We start from the raw sequence: 17,198 nt of genomic DNA on the forward strand, positions 1-17,198 counted from the left end.
GTCGGGCAGGCGTCTTTGGGAACGCGACGCGGAGGTGAGGTCTTGGATTTTCCGCAAATCCAAGGAGAGACCCATGACCCAGTTCATCATCCGCTACAGCGCCCGAGGCACGGGCGTGCTGCGGACCGAGACGGTGGCCGTCTCCGACGCTTCGGCCGCGGCCGCTCAAGCCAAGCGTCGCCTTGGGACGAGCCGGGTCTTCGAGGAGGCTCGCGTTTTTGAGGACGATGAACTCCGCTTCAATGTCACGGCCGGGGGGGATGGCGTAACGACGTCGGGACGGCAGGCCGCCCGGCATTGAGCCCTGCCTTGAGCCCAGTCCCATCTAGCGCCGGCTCTGATCGGGGCCGGTCCGGGGGGGCGGGCGTCTTGGAGGCGTCGAGGTCTGGCTTGCCTTGGGCTGGAGCCGATCGCGGAACCCTGGTCCGCATCTTGGGCGCGCGGCCGAAGACCATAGCCGTCAGGTTTCGCGTCAGGGCGAGCCATACGGACATATCAGAACTCCATCGCCTGTCCGATCAGGAGGGGGCAAAACTGGAGCGGCGTCACGAGCGGCGCGATAACATGGGTTAGTCAAACGCTGAACTGCTTCTGCGACGGCGTCCGTGAACGCCCGGCGATTCCGGTCTGAAGGTCCTGGCTTCGCTCCACCCCCAGGAGCGTCGGCGGGGTCATTTCTGGAGGAGGCGACCATCGTGCGGAGCTTCGGATTGCTCCGGGCAAGGGACGACGCCTGAAGCCAGGGCGTGTGGCAGGGACTTTGCCGAGCAATAAGATAGACGCCCCGGTTCGCCAGTGCGGCGGCAAGTCTGGCCCTGTCCATCCGGTTCTGCGACGACCTGTCTTCCAGCATCTCATGCCGCCGACAGGGAGAAGCAGTCACGCTTGCCGGGATGCCAAAGTCGGGTTCTGAACCCGGCTCTTTGGAAGATCAATCGATCGACGTGCCACTTCTCGAAGGCGTGACCGCGCTCAGGTCCAGACGAAAGAGCAGGCGGCCCTCTTCGTCGGAGACGGTCATCGACACGGCTTGGATGTCCCAGAACTTAGGGAACGCCGGACGGGGCGACCGCTTTGGGTAGAGGATCCGGGTTTGGCGGTTTGAGGAGACGAGCATGACGACGAGGCAGACATCGAGCACGATGTCGAGGCGGGGGGCGGCGTCAGGCGCCCGCCTTGCGGGGGTCATGACGGGGCGGAACTGACGATGAGCTCGGGGTTGAACAACATCATTCCGAGCAATGCCGTGCACCTGTGCGTCGACATGCAGCGGATGTTCGCGGAGGACACGCCATGGAGAATGCCCTGGGCGGAACGGGTCGTGCCTGTGATCGTGGAGATCTGCGAACGGCAAGCGGCGCGCACCTGCTTCACCCGCTTCATCCCGGCCGCCCATCCCGGAGAGGGGCGCGGCCGCTGGCGAGGCTACTGGGAGCACTGGTCGGCCATGACCCTTGAGCAACTGGGCCCCGGAGCGGTTGAAGTGGCTCTGCCGCTGCAAGGTTTTGCGCCGCCGGCGCGGTTGTTCGACAAGCGGGTTTACTCGCCCTGGTCAGGCGGGCTTCTGGACGAAGCCCTGGCGCGGGGAGGGGTGGACACCCTGGTGGTGACGGGCGGTGAAACCGACATCTGCGTTCTGGCGACGGTGCTCGGAGCCGTCGACCTGGGCTATCGCGTCGTCGTGGTCGAGAACGCGCTTTGCAGTTCATCGGACGAGAGCCATGACGCCCTGCTCGGCCTCTACCACAATCGTTACAGCCAGCAGGTCGAAACGGCCGAGGCGGGGGAGGTCCTGGAGGCCTGGCGCTGAACGGCGAAGGTCAGGTTCCTCTCATGTCTGCGTGAAGACGCGTCCAGCTCAGCTCGAAACACGCGGATGGGGAAAGAGTCGGGCGGTGAACACAGCATGTGAAATTCGCATTGGGGCGTTCCCTGATTCATGCTCCATGAAGACTCTCTGGCCGCACGCATTATCCGGCGCCTTCGCGGTTACGGGATCGTCACATGCCGGTCCGATGGTCGGGTGACGCGCTGGCTGGCCGACGCTGAGGCCGTGACCGGTTATGAAGCTGCGGAGATCATCGGCGCTGACATCGGGCTGATCTTCACTGAAGCGGACCGGGCGGCCGGCGTGCCTCTGCATGAGATCGAGACGGCTCGCGCGCTGGGCGCGGCGGAGGACAGCCGTTGGCATCGGCGCAAGGACGGGTCTCTCTTCTGGGCCAATGGCGCCGTGCTGCCCCTGCAGGTGAACGGCGCCGAATTCGTCAAGATCTTCCGCGACGAGACGCCGATGAAACAGGCCGAAGAGCAGAGGCTGCTTCTTCTGAATGAATTGAATCATCGAGTGAAAAACACCCTCGCCACCGTCCAGTCCGTCGCAGAACAGACCCTTCGCAACGCCGGCGTGACCGAGGCCGTCCGACGTGAACTGGCGGAGAGGTTCATAGCCCTGTCCCGGGCCCACAACGTCCTTGTCGATGAAAACTGGGCGGGCGCTGACCTCGACGCTCTCGTGATTGAGGCGATCCGCCCCTATGATCGGCAGCCTTCGCCCTTTGTGGTGGCGGGGCTGAGGACCCGGCTCCATCCGTCTCAGGCCGTGGCCCTGTCGTTAGTGCTCCACGAACTGATCACCAATGCGGCCAAGTACGGCGCGCTCAGCACCGAGTCAGGACGCATCCATCTTAGCTGGAACCTGGGATTTGACGGGATGGGCCGCCGGTCTCTGGTCATGCTCTGGCGTGAAAGCGGGGGGCCGCCGGTGACGCTTCCGGAACGCCGGGGATTCGGGACCCGACTTATCGAGAAGAGCTTCTCGAGGGGCCAGGGCGAGGCCCGTATCGACTACCGTCCTGCGGGTCTCCAGTGTTCTCTTTCTCTCCAACTCGTCGAGGGTTGTTCTGCGCGTTCGGGAGGGATGTCCGCGACCGATCCGGGAGCCAGTCTTGCGAAGCCCGGAAAGGGGGGCGGGATGGATGGAACCGGTTTTGGACAGAGGGCGCAAAGCCCCGGCCTGACGGAGAGATAGGGCTGTCCCGGACGTTCAGGAGACCCCCGCCTGGCGGGACGGTCTTTCGGCCCACCACCCCGCAAAAGAGAGCATCATGGCCGAGAAGACGCTTGCATCCCGGATTCACGACGGCCGGTAGGCGAGACGCTGGCGCAGATCGAAAGTCGCTCAGGCGACTTTTCGCAACAATGCGGACTGAAGGCGGTTTTGGGTAGGCCGCTTGTCGGCCGCTTTTAAGGCGACTTCTATGTCCGTTTATATATTTGAAACTGACGACGGCATCGGGGAGCCTCTGAAATGGACCTACGAATTGCCTTCGTTGCAGCAGGCTCAGATACAGGGCGCGCAAACGCTCGGGGAGTTGCTGTCAGATGATGGTCAGAAGATCTGGCGCACCGGGAGGGCCTGCATGGCGGTGTACACCGCCGCGGGCCATGCGATCTGCAACCTCGAGATAATCGCCACCCTCGCTCCCCATCTTCGGGGTCTGGTGCCGGATGACGGCTCGTGAAGACCTTCCTCCCTTTCCGGGCCTCCATCATGACGAGTCCAGAATGGTGCGGCAGCGTTTCAAGAGGCTTGCGGCTCAGCTTTGCAATGATGGGGCGGCGAAGCGCCCTGGATCATTTCCCGTGATCGAGGAGGGCGGTTCCGGATGGCGGGCCGGGGTCTGACGGCGGCGAGGATCAGGGCGGACCTTCATGGGCAAAGGCGGCTGAAGCTCCGGCTGTCCGCAAGACCTGGCGAAGAGACTGTTCGATCCGGCCGCCGCAATAGAGGTCGCCGTATTCGCGACGCGCGCGGGCGGTTAGATCGGCGAGTGCGGGCTGGGCCGAGACGCGGCGGGTCAATCCGGCTGTCGCGGGAGCGGCGTCCTCCAGCATCGCCGCGATCGGCGGGAAGCGTTCGTTCAGCGTCGACCACAGGGTCGCGGTGACGACATCGGCCACGCCCGGGGCGTCGCCGCCCAGCAGATAGCCGGCGTCAGCGCTGAGGCCATGGCGGCGTCCCAGGTCCTCCCACAGGCCCATCCATTTTCGCAGGCGAGGGATGAAGTCCCTCCAGCGCGCGTCTGTCCACATCAGACGTCCGCCGTCCAGGGTGAGGTCGTCGATGAGGTCGTTGGCGTCGATAGCCACGTTGAGCGTCAGGGCGCGTAGGGCAGGGGCGGCGGGGAGAAGGCCCAGCGTTTCGCCCAGGTAGAAGAGGATCGCCGGCGTCTGCGAGAGGGCGACGCCGGCGGTTTCGTCCACCAGGACGGGCGGACCCATGAAGGGGACCGGCATGGCCTCAATCGGCCCCTCCATGAGGGCGACTATGGCGTCGTCGCCCGGCTCGGTCCAGGTCTTGTCGGCATAGGCCAGAACGGCGCGCACGAACTGGCCGCGAAAGGGCGCGGACCAGTAGTAGAGGGTATAGTCGGCCATCTGGACCTCCCATGGGTCGTGGCTCGCTCAACGCGTCGGAGCCGGGAGGCGTTCAATGGGCGCGTGAGGAGTTCATTCGTCGGCGGGATTATGTGTTAGGTTCGAGATGTGACCCAGATGACCCTTCCGCCGAGGCATTATCCGACGTCGCGCGCCAGGTCCGCCGACCTGGTGGTGCATATCGTCGGCCTGGCCTTCGCCCTGTTCGGCGGCGGCGTGCTGCTCGGACTGTCCGTCGCCAAGGGCAGTCTTGGTCTGGTGCTGGCCGTCTGCGTCTATGCGGTCGGCATGCTGGCCATGCTGGGCTTCTCGACCGCCTATAATTTCGCAGCGCCCAGGTGGCGTCCGCTTCTGCGGCGTCTCGATCATGCGGGCATCTTCCTGATGATCGCAGGCTCTTACACGCCCTTCACCACCCACAACCTCACCGGCGCCTGGGCCTGGGGCATGACGGCGGCGGTGTGGAGCCTGGCCATCCTGGGGGCCTTGGGGAAGCTGTTCCTTCCGGGCGTCGGTCGCCGGTTCTGGATCGTCCTCTACATCGCCCTGAGCTGGCTCGTGGTGATCGCCTTCAAGCCGATGATCGCTCACGGTTCCTGGATCGCCCTGCTGCTCCTCGCCGTGGGCGGCGCCCTCTACATGTCCGGCGCGGTCTTCTATGTGCGCAAGAAGCTCGGCTGGTTCCGGGCGGTCTGGCATGGCCATGTGGTGGCGGCGGCCAGCGTGCATTGGGCGGCGGTCCTGGTCGGCGTGGTGCTGACGACATCCTGACAGGGGCGCTGGCGCTGATCGCCGGGTTTCACGCGGACATCAACAGGGCGTGCGCGCTGCAACCGCCGCACCCCGGTTCTACTTGTCTGGGCATGGCGCTCCCGGATGTCCTTCGCGAAGACCTCGTGGCGGCGGGGTTCTATCTCTTCGAAGACGCATCCAACCCTGCAGACTCGCATCGAGAGGAGGCGGACCCGGCTCGGTCCTCGCGTGCGAGGATCACTCGCCTCACTCGTGGCGCGGTCACGAGGTTGGGCCGCGTTAAATCGAACGCATAGACTGTCCATTGCACCTCTGATCAACAGGGCGGTCTCCCGCAGGTGTCCGGGCGCCGTGGGCGACCTCCAGGGTCAGCCGCCGACGTAGCGATCGAATTCCTGGAGATAGCGGGTCTTCAGTTGATCCTGGTCCTTGGCATGGGCCTTCAGGTGGAGAAACCAGCCGTGCTCTTCCTCATACATATGGGTCAGGACGGCGCCCTCGACATGCTCCCACTTGTCGAGCCATGCCTGCGAGTCCGGCGCGATGGCCTCCAGTTCGGCCATCTGCATCTTTGGCGGCGGTCTGCTCGCCATAGGCCAGCCCGGCCTGGCTCTTGTGGCCGTGCGGGCCATGGCCGGACAGAGCACCAGTTCCTCCGCCAGGCTGTGACCATTGAGGACAAGGGCCAGAGCGTCGCGCGCCGCCAGACGCTCCTCGCCCGGAGCAGCGTCTCGACCGGACCGGAACGCCGCCCGGATCGCCTCATGATGATCCAGGGCTGTCGACAACCAGTCTCCGGGAACAGCGGCGTCCCGCGCGGCCGCCGTGGCCTCCGCCCTCTTTTCCGCCGAGGGCACGGGCGTGATGGAGGCGATGGCCCTGTCGATGACGGACATGTCGTTCTTCTCCCTATGGCTTCAGACAGGCCTAACGATCCGAGAACAGGCCGGTCGGCTGAGACCTGAAGCCGACACAGCCCGGGACCGTCCGTCAGACGGTGATGACGGCGCCGACGGCGGCGATGCGTTCGACCTCGGCGTAGGAGGACCGGGCGAGGCTGGCCCCGAAGACGTCAGGATCAATCTCCTCATAAACCAGCTGCGCCCCGCGCCGGCGCGCCTGGGTCAGGAGGGCGGCGCGCACCAGATCCTCGCCCGCCACGACCGGGGCGCCGGTGTAGAGCACGAAGCGTCCGCCGGGCGCGAGGCGGGAAAAGGCTTCGCTCGCCCAGTTCAAAGCGACCTCGGCTCCATATTGACTGCCGCCATCGCGATACAGGCGTCCGCTGCGTCCTTCCATATAGGGCGGGTTGGCGATGATCAGGTTCCAGGCGCCCTGGGCCGGAAAGCCGCCCGGACGGAGGTCGAGACGGAGGCCCGCATGCCGGGCGTTGAGCCGGCTGAGGCGAAGGGCCCGGGGGTTGATATCGGTGGCGACGACATCGGCTTCCGGATGGAGTCCGGCGATGGCCAGGGCTCCGGCCCCGGCGCCGACCCCGATCTCGAGGGCTTTTCGCCACGAGGCGCCGGACAAGACCTGGCGCAGGAAACGGACGTAGCGGTAGCTGTCGGGTCCCAGGAAGACGGCCTGCTCGGACGAGGATGAGGCGGAATGCAGGTGCAGGCGTCCGTCCAGACGGCTCACGCGAAGCGTCGCACGCAGGCCGTCGGCTTCCTCGGTAAGCGCCTCGGCCACGGTCAGGGCCTGGAGAAGCCATGCAGGCGCCGTCTCCGGACCAAAGATGCGGCCCCAGCCGAGGATGTCCCGAAGGATATCCGGTTTTTCCGCCCGTCGCCGTCGCGCGACCAGGCCATGAACGGCCGGCGTGGGCGAGACGAAGTCATATCCGTCGGCGTCCAGGCGGGAGAGAAGATCGAGGAGGGCGGCGTCGCCGGGCGAAAGGACCTGCGCCGTCACGCGGAGCGACGCAGGGGGGCTGCACCCCAGAGATGGGCCCGGTAGGCGTCGAAACAGCGGGCGCCGGCCATGAGCCGCATGATCGCGCCTTCAGCCAGGGCGCGGACGCACTCGGGCCGCTCCGCCGCCAGCGGACGAAGCACCTCCTCGTTCCAGGCCTCGGAATGGGCGATGTCCAGGGTGGCGTGAAGGGCGAAATACTTGCGCTCCACCCCGACGCCGAGCCGCTTCAGGCCCTCGGCCACATGGGCGGCTCGCCAGGGGGCCGTGAGCTCGACCGCCCCCAGGGCCCCGAGGGCGTGGTAGGCGTAGCGTCTCTGGGTTGAGAAGGCGACGAGGGTATTGCCGAGGGCGAGGGACGGCCAGACCGTTTCCTCGATCCGGGGATTCAGGTCGAGCGCCGCGGCGAGACGGTCCAGCATCGGACCGTGCATGCCGGCTTCCGACCCGCGGCCCATCTCATCCCAATAGTTGCGCGCCAGCTCGAGCTTGGGACGGGTCGGCATCTTGACCTGGGCCATGGCCACAAGGTCCTCGAAGCCGGCCTCGCCCGCCACCTCCTGCAGCAGGAACCAGCGCATCTCCTCCATCGACGCCGTCTCGGCCAGCCAGGGGAAGAGCGGGTCCGCCTCTCCGGGACCGGAGCCCTTGAGCGCCTCGAACCAGGCGACGAAGGCGTCGGCCGTGGTCGGCAGGTCGGCGAGCCAGGGCGCTGCCTCGGCCCGGGCGCGTTCGATGAAGTCGCCTTCGACCAGCATCATCTCCGCATCACGGCGCAGATCGTCGCGCCATGCGGGACGAGGCGTGGACGGGGCGAGGCGACGGTGGTTCCAGTGCGCCAACCGACGATGAAAGCCTGCCGGGTCCGAAGGATCGGCGGCGAGTAGCGAGGCTGGACCCTCTGGGGACATGAAAGGCTCCTGTGACTTGGGACTGCCATACGTCTCGTCGCGACCCCGGGTTCCCGCTCGGTCCGGAGGCGGCCAAATCCCTGTCTGCGTGTCCGGTTTCAGACAGTGGAACTGGGTCCGGGACAGTCGGTTCATCCAGTCCTTCAGGGAGGCGCCGAATGGAAGACGCAGGATTTAGCTGGACGATCAGCCGGGTTGGGGAGACCTGGAATTGGGCCGTGGCGGACCCGATAGCCGGGGCGGCCCTTGTCGCCGGCCAGGCCCCGTCTCGCGCCGTGGCCGCCGCCATGGTGGTTCGCGCCCTGGTGCGCGGCATGACCGAACACGCGCCTCGCGAGCTGGCTGCATGAGCACGACGACGGCGACCGGAGAACTGACGATGCAGGTCCTGGAGCGGAGCCTCTATCGCGGCCCCCACCTTTACAGCGCCCGACCCATGGCGCGCATCCGCCTGGATCTGGGGCGGATGGAGGACTGGCCGACAGACCGGCTCGGCGACTTCACGACCCGCCTGCTGGAGGCCCTTCCCGGTCTGGATCGGCATGGATGCTGCTACGGCGAGCCGGGCGGATTTGTCCGTCGTCTCCGCGACGGGACCTGGTTCGGACATGTCGTGGAGCACGTCGCGCTTGAACTGCAGACCCGCGCAGGAACCCCTGTCACCCGCGGCAAGACGCGTTCGGTTCGCGGTCAGCCGGGGGTCTACGACATCCTCTTCACCTATCGCGACGAGACCACGGCCCTCCTGGCCGGGCGGCTGGCCCTGCAAATCTGCAACGGCTTGCTGCCGGAGGCCCTCGCCGGCGTCGGCGGTCTGGACCGGATCTGCGCGGACAGCCTGGATCCGCGCCTGGCGGGCGCCGTCCAGGCTGACGAGGCGGCGGACATTCTCCGTGACGCGGTCCGACGGACGGCCTTGGGCCCCTCGACCCAGGCCCTGGTCGACGCCGCGCGACGCCGGGGGATCCCTGTGGAGCGCCTTAACACCGGGAGCCTTCTGCGCCTGGGATGGGGCGCGCGGCAGAGGCGCCTGCGCGCCAGCGTGACGGACCGCACGGGCCTGATCGCGGCCGAACTGGCGGGCGACAAGGCCCAGGCCAAGGCCCTGCTCGAGGCCGTAGCCTGTCCGACCGCGCGCGGGGAGGTGGTGCGCACTGCGGACGAGGCCGCCGCCGCCGCCGTGCGCCTGGGCGGCAGGGTCGTGGTCAAGCCGCTAGACAGCAACCACGGACGCGGCGTGACCACAGGTCTGGACACGTCCGAGGCCGTCAGGAAGGCCTTCGCCCTCGCTGCGCCGCATAGTCGGCGGGTCATCGTCGAGCAGGAGCTTCCGGGCCGGGATTACCGGGTCCTGGTGGTCGACGGCAGGGTCGTCGCCGTCGCCGAGCGCCGCCCGCCCTGCATCGAGGGCGACGGCCGCCGGTCGGTGGCCGAGCTGGTCGAAGAGGTCAACGCCGATCCGCGCCGGGGCGTCGGCCATGAGAACAGCCTGACCCGGATCCGCCTCGACGAGGAGGCGCTGACTCTCCTCGCCCGCCAGGGCCTGTCGCCCGAGAGCGTCCCGCAGCCCGGCGCCAGGGTCCTGCTGCGAACCGCCGCCAACCTCTCCTCGGGCGGGACCGCGACGGACCGGACCGACGAGATTCATCCGGCCAACGCCGCCATCGCCCGGCGGGCCGCCCTGGCCCTGGGCCTGGACGTGGCCGGGGTGGATCTTCTGGCGCCGGACATCCGCCGCTCGGTGCGCGACACCGGCGGGGGCGTGGTCGAGGTCAATGCGGCGCCGGGACTGCGCATGCATCTGTCGCCTTCGGAGGGCGAGACGAGAGACGTCGCCCGGCCGATCATCGACATGATGTTTCCGCGGGGCGTCCCGTCCCGCATTCCGGTGATCGCAGTGACGGGCACCAACGGGAAATCGACCGTGGGCCGGATGATCGCCCATGTGCTTCAGGCGGAAGGACGGGTCGTGGGCCTGACCAACACCAGCGGCGTCTATGTCGACGGGGAGAGGATCCGCGCCGGCGACGCCAGCGGCCCGCGCAGCGCCCGGATGGTGCTTAATGATCCCGTCGTCGATGTCGCGGTGCTGGAATGCGCCCGAGGGGGCATCCTGCGCGAGGGCCTGGCCTTCGACCGCTGCGACGTCGGCTGCGTCCTCAACGTCCAGCCCGACCATCTGGGGCTCAAGGGGGTGGACACGCTGGAGGATCTGGCGAAGGTCAAGTCGGTGGTGGCCGAGGCCGTGTCCCGACGGGGATTGAGCGTCCTCAACGCCGATGATCCCCTGACCCTGCGCATGGCGCGCCATGCCGGCGGTCGGGTCTGCTGGTTCTCCATGCGGGGCGGCGCCGAGACGCCGGGCTTCCTGCTGAAGCATGTGGCCGAAGGCGGCGCCGCAGTCCTCTATGACGCCGCAAGCGGAGCGTTCGAGCTTCACGACCGGGGCGAGCGCCGCCGGCTGGCCCATGCGGCCGACCTGCCCTCGACCCTGGGCGGGGCGGCGGCCTTCAATGTGGCGAACAGCCTGGCGGCTGCGGCGGCCTGCTACGGCGTGGGCGTGCCTCCGGAGCGGATCGGCCGAGCCCTGGCCGGCTTCACATCCAGCTATGAGCAAAATCCCGGTCGCCTCAACATCTGTGATCAGCACGGCTTCCGGGTCATCATGGACTACGCCCACAATCCGGATGGCCTTCGGGCGCTCGGCGCCCTCGTGGCCGCCATCCGGCCCGCCGGGGGACGGACCATCGCCATGATCAGCATCCCCGGCGACCGGCGGACGCAGGAGATCGTCGCCATGGGCGAGATCAGCGCAAGCTTCTTCGACGAAGTCGTCTTCAGGGAGACGCCCGACAACCGCGGTCGTCCCGCCGGCGACGTGATTCGCCTCCTCGCCGAAGGCGCGCTGCGCAGCGGCGCGGACGCGTCACGTTTCCGCGGCGTGCAAAAGGAGGAGGAGGCCGTGGCTGCATGCCTTGAAGCGGCGAGACCCGGGGACCTCGTCGTTCTCACGCCGACTCGTATCGAAGCGGTGTGGGCGCAGATCCTGGCCTTCCGTCCTTCCGTCCCGTCCTCGGCCCTGGGCCTGAATGCGCCCGGCGTCATCCTGGAGCCTCCCCATGGGTGAGGGCCCCCTGATCATCATCGGCGGGCATGAGGACAAGACCGGCGAGCGGGTCATCCTCAGCGAGGTCGCCCGGCGCCTCGACGGCGGCAAGCTGGTGATCGCGACCATCGCCTCCCATGAACCCGAAGGCTATTTCGACAGCTATCGGGAAGGCTTCAAGGGCCTCGGCGTCGGGGAACTGATCGAGCTCTACGTCGAGGACCGCGCCGAAAGCCATGAGCAGGACCTTCTCGACCGGCTTGACGGCGCCGCGGGCGTCTTCTTCAGCGGCGGCGACCAGCTCAGGCTCGCCAGCCAGATCGGCGACACGCCAATCGAACGACGCATTCGCGATCTCCATGCGCGCGGGGGCCTGATCGCAGGCACGTCGGCGGGGGCTTCGGTGATGAGCGAGACCATGCTCGTCAAGGGACCGAGCGCGGAGACCTATAGGATCGGCGAGGTGCACATGGCTCCAGGACTGGGCCTGCTCTCCAATGTCATCATCGACCAGCATTTCGCCGAAAGGGGACGGTTCGGCCGGCTGCTGGGCGCGGTGGCCCACAATCCGCGGCTCATGGGCCTGGGCATCGACGAAAACACGGCTGTGGTGGTCGAGCACGGGCGGCTGCGGGTGCTCGGGGACGGCGCCGTCTATGTCGTGGACGGGGAGGACGCGACCCATTCCAATATCTCGGAAGGCGGCGCCGAGGACGTCCTGTCCATGTTCGATGTCCGCCTCCACGTCCTGTCCCGGGACGACGGCTTCGACCTTGACCGCCGTCGTCCGCAGCGCGCGGGTCCGCAAGCGAAGGGCGGGAGCGGCGATCCGCCGTGACCAGAACCCGACACGTCGGCCCCGGCGTCGGTCCCGGGGGTTAGCCTCCTGAACCGACTGCAAGGAGGGACGCCGACATGACCAATGCTGACGACGTCTGGCGCGACGTCTTCGTGACAGGCCTCAAGAACGCCCGCGCCGTGGAAAACCAGGCCCTGGCCCTGATGGATCGCCAGATCGACCGGGCCCGGAACTTCACCGAGGTCGCCGCCAGGCTGAAGGCCCACCGTCTCGAGACCGAGGGACAGATCCTCCGTCTGGAGACTCTGCTGGACGGCTTCGACGAGAAGCCGTCGGGCCTCAAGGACGCCGCCCTCTCGCTTGGCGGCCATCTGGCGGCCATGAGCCACAGCTTCGCCGAAGACGAGATCCTGAAGAACGCCTTCGCCAACTACGCCTTCGAGAATTTCGAGGCGGCCTCCTACCGGGCCCTGATCCTTCTGGCTCACAGCGGGGGCTATGAGGCGGCCTATGACCCCCTCAACGCCACCCTCGAGGAGGAGCTGCGCATGGCGCGTTGGGTCGACGAAAGCCTGCCCATGCTGGTCGAGAAACACCTCGAGCTCAGACGCGCGGGTGAAAACGCCAGCCGCTGAGCCCTCTAGCCGAGTTTTTCAATATTCTGATTATCGTCAATAGGATGAATCTTCATGTTCATGCATAACAAGAAGCTGATGTATACGGTTCCGGTCGCCGAACCTAATCCGGCCCTGGCCACTCTCATGCTCGAACAGTTCGGCGGTCCGCAGGGCGAACTGGCCGCGGCGATGCGCTACTTCACCCAGGGGTTGGCCGACGAGGACGTGGGGCGTCGCGACCTGCTGATGGACATCGCCACGGAGGAACTGAGCCACCTAGAGATCATCGGCTCGATCGTCGCCATGCTCAATCGGGGGGGCAAGGGGAAGCTCGCGGAAGCCGCGGAGGAGGAAGCGGACCTCTACGCCAGCATGACCTCGGGCGGGGAAAGCCACACCATGTCCATTCTCTATGGCGGCGGCACGGCCCTGATCAACTCCGCCGGCGTGCCCTGGACAGCGGCCTATATCGACTCCATCGGCGATCCGGCTTGCGATCTGCGCTCCAATATCGCCGCCGAATCCCGGGCCAAGATCGTCTATGAGCGACTGATCAACGTCACCGATGATGCGGGAATCAAGGACGCCCTGACCTTCCTCATGACGCGGGAGGTGGCCCACCAGAAGTCCTTCGAGAAGGCGCTCTACGCCATCCCCGCCAACTTCCCGCCCGGCAAGCTTCCCGGTCATCCGGACTTCGCCGACAAATACTACAACATGTCCCAGGGGGAGGGGGATGCGAGCGGGTCCTGGAACGAGGGCGAGCAGTGGGAGGTCGTGGACGACCGCGAAGCCCAGGCGGCGGTGGACGGCGGCGCGGGCGACGCCTCGGTCAAGCTGTCGGCGGCTGACAAGAAGACGGTTCAGGCCTTTGCGGCCCGCACCCAGTCCGATCCTTCAGCCAATCCGATCACCGGGGCCGACCTCGGCGCCGGTCCCGGGGCCGGGCGCACAACGCCCATGGAGGCTCCGGCTTGACGAGGATTGCGGGACATGCGGGCGCTCCGTGGCGCCCGCATGTCCCGCCGCCGAGCGACTGAGCGCTGCAAGACGCACGAGGAGCAAGAGCATGACCGACCTGTCCGATGCTCGGGAGGGTCTTGAAGCCGTGGGCGCGAACGTGGAAGCCGTGCAGGTCGACCTGGCGACGGAAGCGTGGATAGCGGAGACAGAGGACGACGACCTGATGGCCGATGATCAGGACTCGCTTGCCCGCGTGGTGCAGGCTGAGGGTGTCCAGGGCGCTTCGAAGCCTCAGGATGACGTCGCACCAGCTCTCGCCCCCGGGCGGCCGATGGTAGAATTTTCCCAGGAGGCGACGCGCTTCGGCCTGATCCGGAAAGAGCTCCGCCACGCCTGACGTGGTGAGCCGGTCCAGGACCCCGAACTCCCGTTCGCGAAGGCGCTCGTCCTCGCAAAGGGCGGTGGCTGCCCCCGCCAGACCGCCGGCGGCTCGAATGGCTTCCGCGGTTTCCCAAGCGCGCCGATAGGGTGAAGCCAGGACGACTTCCGGACGCTGATGGACCGGGAGGTTTGCGAACCAGGTCCCGAGGGCCTGGGCCTGGACAAGGCCCTGGGCGCTCAGGGGGACGTCGGCGTCCCGCATTTCCAGCTTGATACGATCATGACCCGCGGCATGGGCGGCCTCTAGCGCGACATTGCCGGCGCTTTGCCCATGGCGGACCAGCCAGAGGGCCGCTGGCCAGCGAGAGGCGGCGGTCATGTGGGATTTCGCGGCGGGCAGCGCCCGGCATGCTCGGATATCGCCGGCGGCGCCTCGCCTGCTCGTGCAGGGACGCCGCAGCCGCTCTCCAGGCTCAAGCCGCTTCCGCCAGCGGAGAGGCGGCCGGAATGGCGTCTGCGGCGGCCGGAGCGCATTGGTTCAGGGGCGTGCGGGGAGACACCGGCGCCATGGGCCTCGCCGCCGCATGGCAAGGCGAGGATGTGAAGACATAGAAGCCGCGGTCGGCCATGGCGGCGAAGAAGTCCTGATCGTAGACGCGATCCGCAAACATCGAACTGACGGTCTCCTTTCCGGTCATCGGGAGGGCGTAACGAGACCCTCGTGGCGGCGCTCCATGGGTCCGGCTCCCGACTCTTCGATCGGCGCAAGGCGCAGGGACCTCAGTCGCCTACGGCTCGCTCAAGGGGCGCCTCGGCGCCCGTCATCCGCGGGTCAGGCTGCTTTTCCTGATTTCTCAGAAACCCCGTCAACGCCGTGCCGAGGTAGACAAGAGCCAGCAGCAGAAGGAGAAGGCCTCCGAACTGCAGGAGCCGCCGGGGGTTGCGCAGGACTGGCGGCTTGTCGGCGGACTTCATCGGAGCGCTTTCCTTCAGGCTCGGTGTTCGGGTGTTCAAGCGCCCGGAGCCGCCGCCTGTTCCCGGGGGGCGCCGATGTGTCGCCGATCCGCCTTTTAGCGGCGATGCGCCCGGAACGCGTCGGCCGCCGAAGCGCTACCCGGGAGCAGCCGGCCGCCGGACCCTCCGTCCTTCGCGGTCGAAGAGACAACCCTTGGTCAGGTGAGGAATGGACATGAAATTCTATGAGATCGTGGTCGCCGACGCCCACGGCGCCGAGCGCAAGCTGAGGGTTCCTTCTCCGACGGATGCCCAGGCGGCGGACGCCGCCGCACCCCTGTTGAACAGCGGCGACTCCATCCTCTCGATCCGCGAGACGCCGGACGACGGTCTTCAGAGAACCGACGGTCCGCCCCCCAAGACCCAGGCAGAGGAACTCGCGCCGACCACGCCCGGCATGGCGGCCCGTCGCGATCCTTCGTGAACCCTGAAGGCCTTGCCGGCAGCGCGGCCCCCGGCGAGATCAAGCTCCGCGTCGGGACGGCGGGCTGGGCCATTCCCGCAGGGGTGAGAGAACGGTTTCCCGTCGCGGGCGGCGGACTCGAACGCTACGCCAGCCGTCTCGGCGCCGTGGAGATCAACTCCACCTTCTACCGCCGTCACCGGGTCTCGACCTTTGAGCGCTGGGCCGCCGCCACGCCTGCGGACTTTCGTTTCGCGGTGAAGGCACCGCGTGAAATCACGCACCGCCGCAAGCTGGAGAACTGCGAAGACGTGCTCGCGGACCTGGCCGCCGATCTCCGCGGGTTGGGAGACCGCCTCGGACCGGTCCTGATCCAGACGCCGCCGGGCCTGGCCTTTGAAGAGACCCGGACAGGCGCTTTTCTGGACGCCTGCGAGGCCCAGATCGAGACGGCGATCGTGATGGAGCCCCGGCACGCTTCCTGGTTCACGGCCTCGGCGGATCATTGGCTCTCCACTCGCCGGGTGGCGCGTGTTGCGGCCGATCCGGAACCGGCGCCGGGGGCAGGCCTGCCCGGCGGCTCCGGGGCCCATGTCTACTTCCGGCTGCACGGCAGTCCGGACATGTATCGCTCGGCCTATGGGCGCGATCGGCTCAAGGCCATCCTTCAGCGGGTCATGGCGGCGGGTGAGGTCGGGGCCGAGCGCTGGGTCATTTTCGACAATACCGCCTCGGGCGCGGCGGCGGCGGACGCGCTCGCGCTCGCGCGGATGGCAAGGTCCGCCTAGTCTCCGGTCTGGTCGTGAGGCGCGGCGACCGGCTTGGACTCGGGCGAATCGCGTTGCCGCAGGAAGATCGACAGGACCACCAGGACCGCCGTCGACAGAAACTCGCTCTGCCAGTTCTGGAAGGACTCGAACCAGAGCTGGGGGTCGGCGAGATAGGCGAAGGTCCCCGTGGCCGCCTCGCCATGCTCCAGCGCCTCCTGTGCGGCCGCTCGCGCGCTCTGGGTCCAGTGGAGGATGAAGGAGGCGAGGAAAAGGACCACAAGCGCCAGACCCAGGGAACGGGAATAGACGGCCCGTGCGAAGGCGCCCCAGCGCAGGGGCGCGGGCGCTCCCGCCTTGTCGGCCTGGGCCTGAAGATCGGCGTCGCGGGGCGGCGCCTCGGGGTCCCGGGATTCCGACGAACCCTTCTGGATCAGGGGCGGTCAGGACCACATAGGCCGCCATCTGCAGGAACTCGCTCTCCCAGTTCTCGAAGACGGTCGACAGGAAGGGAGCGCTGCCGAGGTATTCCATCAGCGTGCCGCCGTCCTGGCCGTGACGCAGGGCGTCCGCCGTCTCGACCCGCCATCCTGTCAGGGCGTGCCCGATAATGCTGGCGGCGAAGAGAAGCAGAAGAAAGAGCGTCAGTCCGTTGTCGCGCAAGATCCGCATGATGTCCTCCGGGTCGCCTTTGAAACGTCGTGTTACGGTCAAGGCTCCTCTGACGCAGAGGCGCCGTGGAAGCTCCCTGTGTCGGGTAGAGGGCGCGAGAAACAGACGGCGGCGAGGGGGGGGCCTGTCTCACCGGAAGGACATCGCCCATGAACGCCCAGCAGTCCGGAGCGCTTTCGCTCGCCCCGATCGCCTTGCAGCTGACCCTCCTCGACACCCTGGTGGAGAAGGGGCTTCTTGAGCAGGAGGAGGTGCGGCGCCTCCTGCTCCGGGCGGACGCCAAGGTCGAAGAGAGTCCGACCATGGGGGTCACCAAGGGATTTCTCGCCGATCTCCGTCGCGACCTGGGACTCCAGCATGAGTAGGAGCCCCGCCGCCGCTCGACGGGGCGACGGGGCGAGCGCAGGCTTCGCCTTGGCGCTCTCGGCGGACCGAGACCCCCAGCGCTCGGCCGG

General features: G+C 67.5%; 21 protein-coding genes and 1 pseudogene. 13 read left to right on the top strand and 9 right to left on the bottom strand.

Annotated features, from left to right (window positions below; genetic code table 11):
* Nucleotides 1-73 precede the first annotated feature (73 nt).
* The 4 genes from HNP51_RS06905 to HNP51_RS06920 all read left to right on the top strand — a co-directional run bounded on the left by HNP51_RS06905 (nucleotide 74) and on the right by HNP51_RS06920 (nucleotide 3,524).
* The gene (locus HNP51_RS06905) at nucleotides 74-301 is read left to right on the top strand and encodes a hypothetical protein (RefSeq protein WP_184268447.1); all 228 of its coding nucleotides are present in this window, start codon (nucleotides 74-76) and stop codon (nucleotides 299-301) included.
* Nucleotides 302-1,207: 906 nt separating this feature from the next.
* On the top strand, nucleotides 1,208-1,810 hold the full coding sequence (locus tag HNP51_RS06910) for a cysteine hydrolase (protein ID WP_184268449.1): 603 nt from the start codon (nucleotides 1,208-1,210) through the stop codon (nucleotides 1,808-1,810).
* A gap of 129 nt (nucleotides 1,811-1,939) precedes the next feature.
* On the top strand, nucleotides 1,940-3,031 hold the full coding sequence (locus tag HNP51_RS06915) for a sensor histidine kinase (protein ID WP_260398368.1): 1,092 nt from the start codon (nucleotides 1,940-1,942) through the stop codon (nucleotides 3,029-3,031).
* Between the two features lie 229 nt (nucleotides 3,032-3,260).
* Complete coding sequence (locus HNP51_RS06920; protein ID WP_184268453.1) at nucleotides 3,261-3,524, top strand: DUF6894 family protein; 264 nt, start codon at nucleotides 3,261-3,263, stop codon at nucleotides 3,522-3,524.
* A 175-nt stretch (nucleotides 3,525-3,699) separates the two neighbouring features.
* Here HNP51_RS06920 and HNP51_RS06925 read toward each other — a convergent pair whose 3' ends face one another.
* Complete coding sequence (locus HNP51_RS06925) at nucleotides 3,700-4,440, bottom strand: glutathione S-transferase (protein ID WP_184268455.1); 741 nt, start codon at nucleotides 4,438-4,440, stop codon at nucleotides 3,700-3,702.
* Nucleotides 4,441-4,557: 117 nt separating this feature from the next.
* Here HNP51_RS06925 and trhA point away from each other — a divergent pair, with 117 nt between their 5' ends.
* Nucleotides 4,558-5,211 carry a PAQR family membrane homeostasis protein TrhA gene (gene trhA, locus HNP51_RS06930; protein WP_184269125.1) on the top strand — a complete coding sequence of 218 codons (654 nt, stop codon included), beginning with the start codon at nucleotides 4,558-4,560 and terminating at the stop codon, nucleotides 5,209-5,211.
* Between the two features lie 350 nt (nucleotides 5,212-5,561).
* Here the strand turns inward: trhA and HNP51_RS06935 are convergent, their stop codons facing one another.
* From HNP51_RS06935 to HNP51_RS06945, 3 genes are all read right to left on the bottom strand, one after another.
* Entirely contained in the window at nucleotides 5,562-6,089 is a 528-nt protein-coding gene (locus HNP51_RS06935) for a hemerythrin domain-containing protein (protein ID WP_184268457.1), read from the bottom strand.
* A 94-nt stretch (nucleotides 6,090-6,183) separates the two neighbouring features.
* Nucleotides 6,184-7,110 (bottom strand): methyltransferase, encoded by a 927-nt coding sequence (locus HNP51_RS18825; protein ID WP_184268459.1) that lies wholly within the window; start codon nucleotides 7,108-7,110, stop codon nucleotides 6,184-6,186.
* Nucleotides 7,107-8,021 (bottom strand): iron-containing redox enzyme family protein, encoded by a 915-nt coding sequence (locus HNP51_RS06945; protein ID WP_260398369.1) that lies wholly within the window; start codon nucleotides 8,019-8,021, stop codon nucleotides 7,107-7,109. The genes HNP51_RS18825 and HNP51_RS06945 overlap by 4 nt, the downstream gene beginning before the upstream one ends.
* Before the next feature lie 158 nt (nucleotides 8,022-8,179).
* On the opposite strand from HNP51_RS06945, the gene HNP51_RS06950 reads away from it, so the two are divergent.
* The 5 genes from HNP51_RS06950 to HNP51_RS06970 all read left to right on the top strand — a co-directional run bounded on the left by HNP51_RS06950 (nucleotide 8,180) and on the right by HNP51_RS06970 (nucleotide 13,521).
* The gene (locus HNP51_RS06950; RefSeq protein ID WP_184268461.1) at nucleotides 8,180-8,371 is read left to right on the top strand and encodes a hypothetical protein; all 192 of its coding nucleotides are present in this window, start codon (nucleotides 8,180-8,182) and stop codon (nucleotides 8,369-8,371) included.
* A complete protein-coding gene (gene cphA / locus HNP51_RS06955; protein ID WP_184268463.1) occupies nucleotides 8,368-11,148 on the top strand; it encodes a cyanophycin synthetase in 2,781 nt (926 codons plus the stop codon). The genes HNP51_RS06950 and cphA overlap by 4 nt, the downstream gene beginning before the upstream one ends.
* Nucleotides 11,141-11,965: a cyanophycinase gene (locus HNP51_RS06960; RefSeq protein WP_260398370.1), complete on the top strand. Its 825-nt coding sequence runs from the start codon at nucleotides 11,141-11,143 to the stop codon at nucleotides 11,963-11,965. Before cphA ends, HNP51_RS06960 begins: the two co-directional genes overlap by 8 nt.
* 77 nt (nucleotides 11,966-12,042) lie before the next feature.
* Complete coding sequence (locus tag HNP51_RS06965; protein WP_184268467.1) at nucleotides 12,043-12,561, top strand: ferritin-like domain-containing protein; 519 nt, start codon at nucleotides 12,043-12,045, stop codon at nucleotides 12,559-12,561.
* A gap of 54 nt (nucleotides 12,562-12,615) precedes the next feature.
* Nucleotides 12,616-13,521, top strand: coding sequence for a manganese catalase family protein (locus HNP51_RS06970; protein WP_184268469.1), 906 nt, complete (start codon nucleotides 12,616-12,618; stop codon nucleotides 13,519-13,521).
* Here HNP51_RS06970 and HNP51_RS18960 read toward each other — a convergent pair.
* The 3 genes from HNP51_RS18960 to HNP51_RS06985 form a co-directional block, all read right to left on the bottom strand.
* The gene (locus tag HNP51_RS18960; RefSeq protein ID WP_184268471.1) at nucleotides 13,454-14,266 is read right to left on the bottom strand and encodes a histidine phosphatase family protein; all 813 of its coding nucleotides are present in this window, start codon (nucleotides 14,264-14,266) and stop codon (nucleotides 13,454-13,456) included. The two genes, HNP51_RS06970 and HNP51_RS18960, sit on opposite strands and share 68 nt — an antisense overlap.
* Nucleotides 14,267-14,360: 94 nt before the next feature.
* Nucleotides 14,361-14,558, bottom strand: a complete 198-nt coding sequence (locus tag HNP51_RS06980; RefSeq protein ID WP_184268473.1) for a hypothetical protein — start codon at nucleotides 14,556-14,558, stop codon at nucleotides 14,361-14,363.
* A 109-nt stretch (nucleotides 14,559-14,667) separates the two neighbouring features.
* Nucleotides 14,668-14,862 (bottom strand): hypothetical protein, encoded by a 195-nt coding sequence (locus tag HNP51_RS06985; protein ID WP_184268475.1) that lies wholly within the window; start codon nucleotides 14,860-14,862, stop codon nucleotides 14,668-14,670.
* A gap of 214 nt (nucleotides 14,863-15,076) precedes the next feature.
* Between HNP51_RS06985 and HNP51_RS06990 the strand changes: the two genes are divergently transcribed.
* Together HNP51_RS06990 and HNP51_RS06995 are read left to right on the top strand one after the other, a co-directional pair.
* Entirely contained in the window at nucleotides 15,077-15,325 is a 249-nt protein-coding gene (locus HNP51_RS06990; protein WP_184268476.1) for a hypothetical protein, read from the top strand.
* Complete coding sequence (locus HNP51_RS06995) at nucleotides 15,322-16,092, top strand: DUF72 domain-containing protein (protein WP_311769911.1); 771 nt, start codon at nucleotides 15,322-15,324, stop codon at nucleotides 16,090-16,092. The genes HNP51_RS06990 and HNP51_RS06995 overlap by 4 nt, the downstream gene beginning before the upstream one ends.
* Here HNP51_RS06995 and HNP51_RS18830 read toward each other — a convergent pair.
* Both HNP51_RS18830 and HNP51_RS18965 read right to left on the bottom strand, forming a co-directional pair.
* Nucleotides 16,089-16,508, bottom strand: coding sequence for a DUF6766 family protein (locus HNP51_RS18830; protein ID WP_311769920.1), 420 nt, complete (start codon nucleotides 16,506-16,508; stop codon nucleotides 16,089-16,091). The genes HNP51_RS06995 and HNP51_RS18830 overlap by 4 nt on opposite strands.
* A gap of 61 nt (nucleotides 16,509-16,569) precedes the next feature.
* Nucleotides 16,570-16,743, bottom strand: a pseudogene (locus HNP51_RS18965) (DUF6766 family protein); the annotation flags it as partial.
* A 149-nt stretch (nucleotides 16,744-16,892) separates the two neighbouring features.
* Between HNP51_RS18965 and HNP51_RS07005 the strand changes: the two are divergent.
* A complete protein-coding gene (locus HNP51_RS07005) occupies nucleotides 16,893-17,108 on the top strand; it encodes a hypothetical protein (RefSeq protein ID WP_184268478.1) in 216 nt (71 codons plus the stop codon).
* Nucleotides 17,109-17,198 lie beyond the last annotated feature (90 nt).

Source organism: Brevundimonas bullata, from assembly GCF_014207965.1.
GTDB classification, from domain to species: Bacteria; Pseudomonadota; Alphaproteobacteria; order Caulobacterales; family Caulobacteraceae; genus Brevundimonas; species Brevundimonas bullata_A.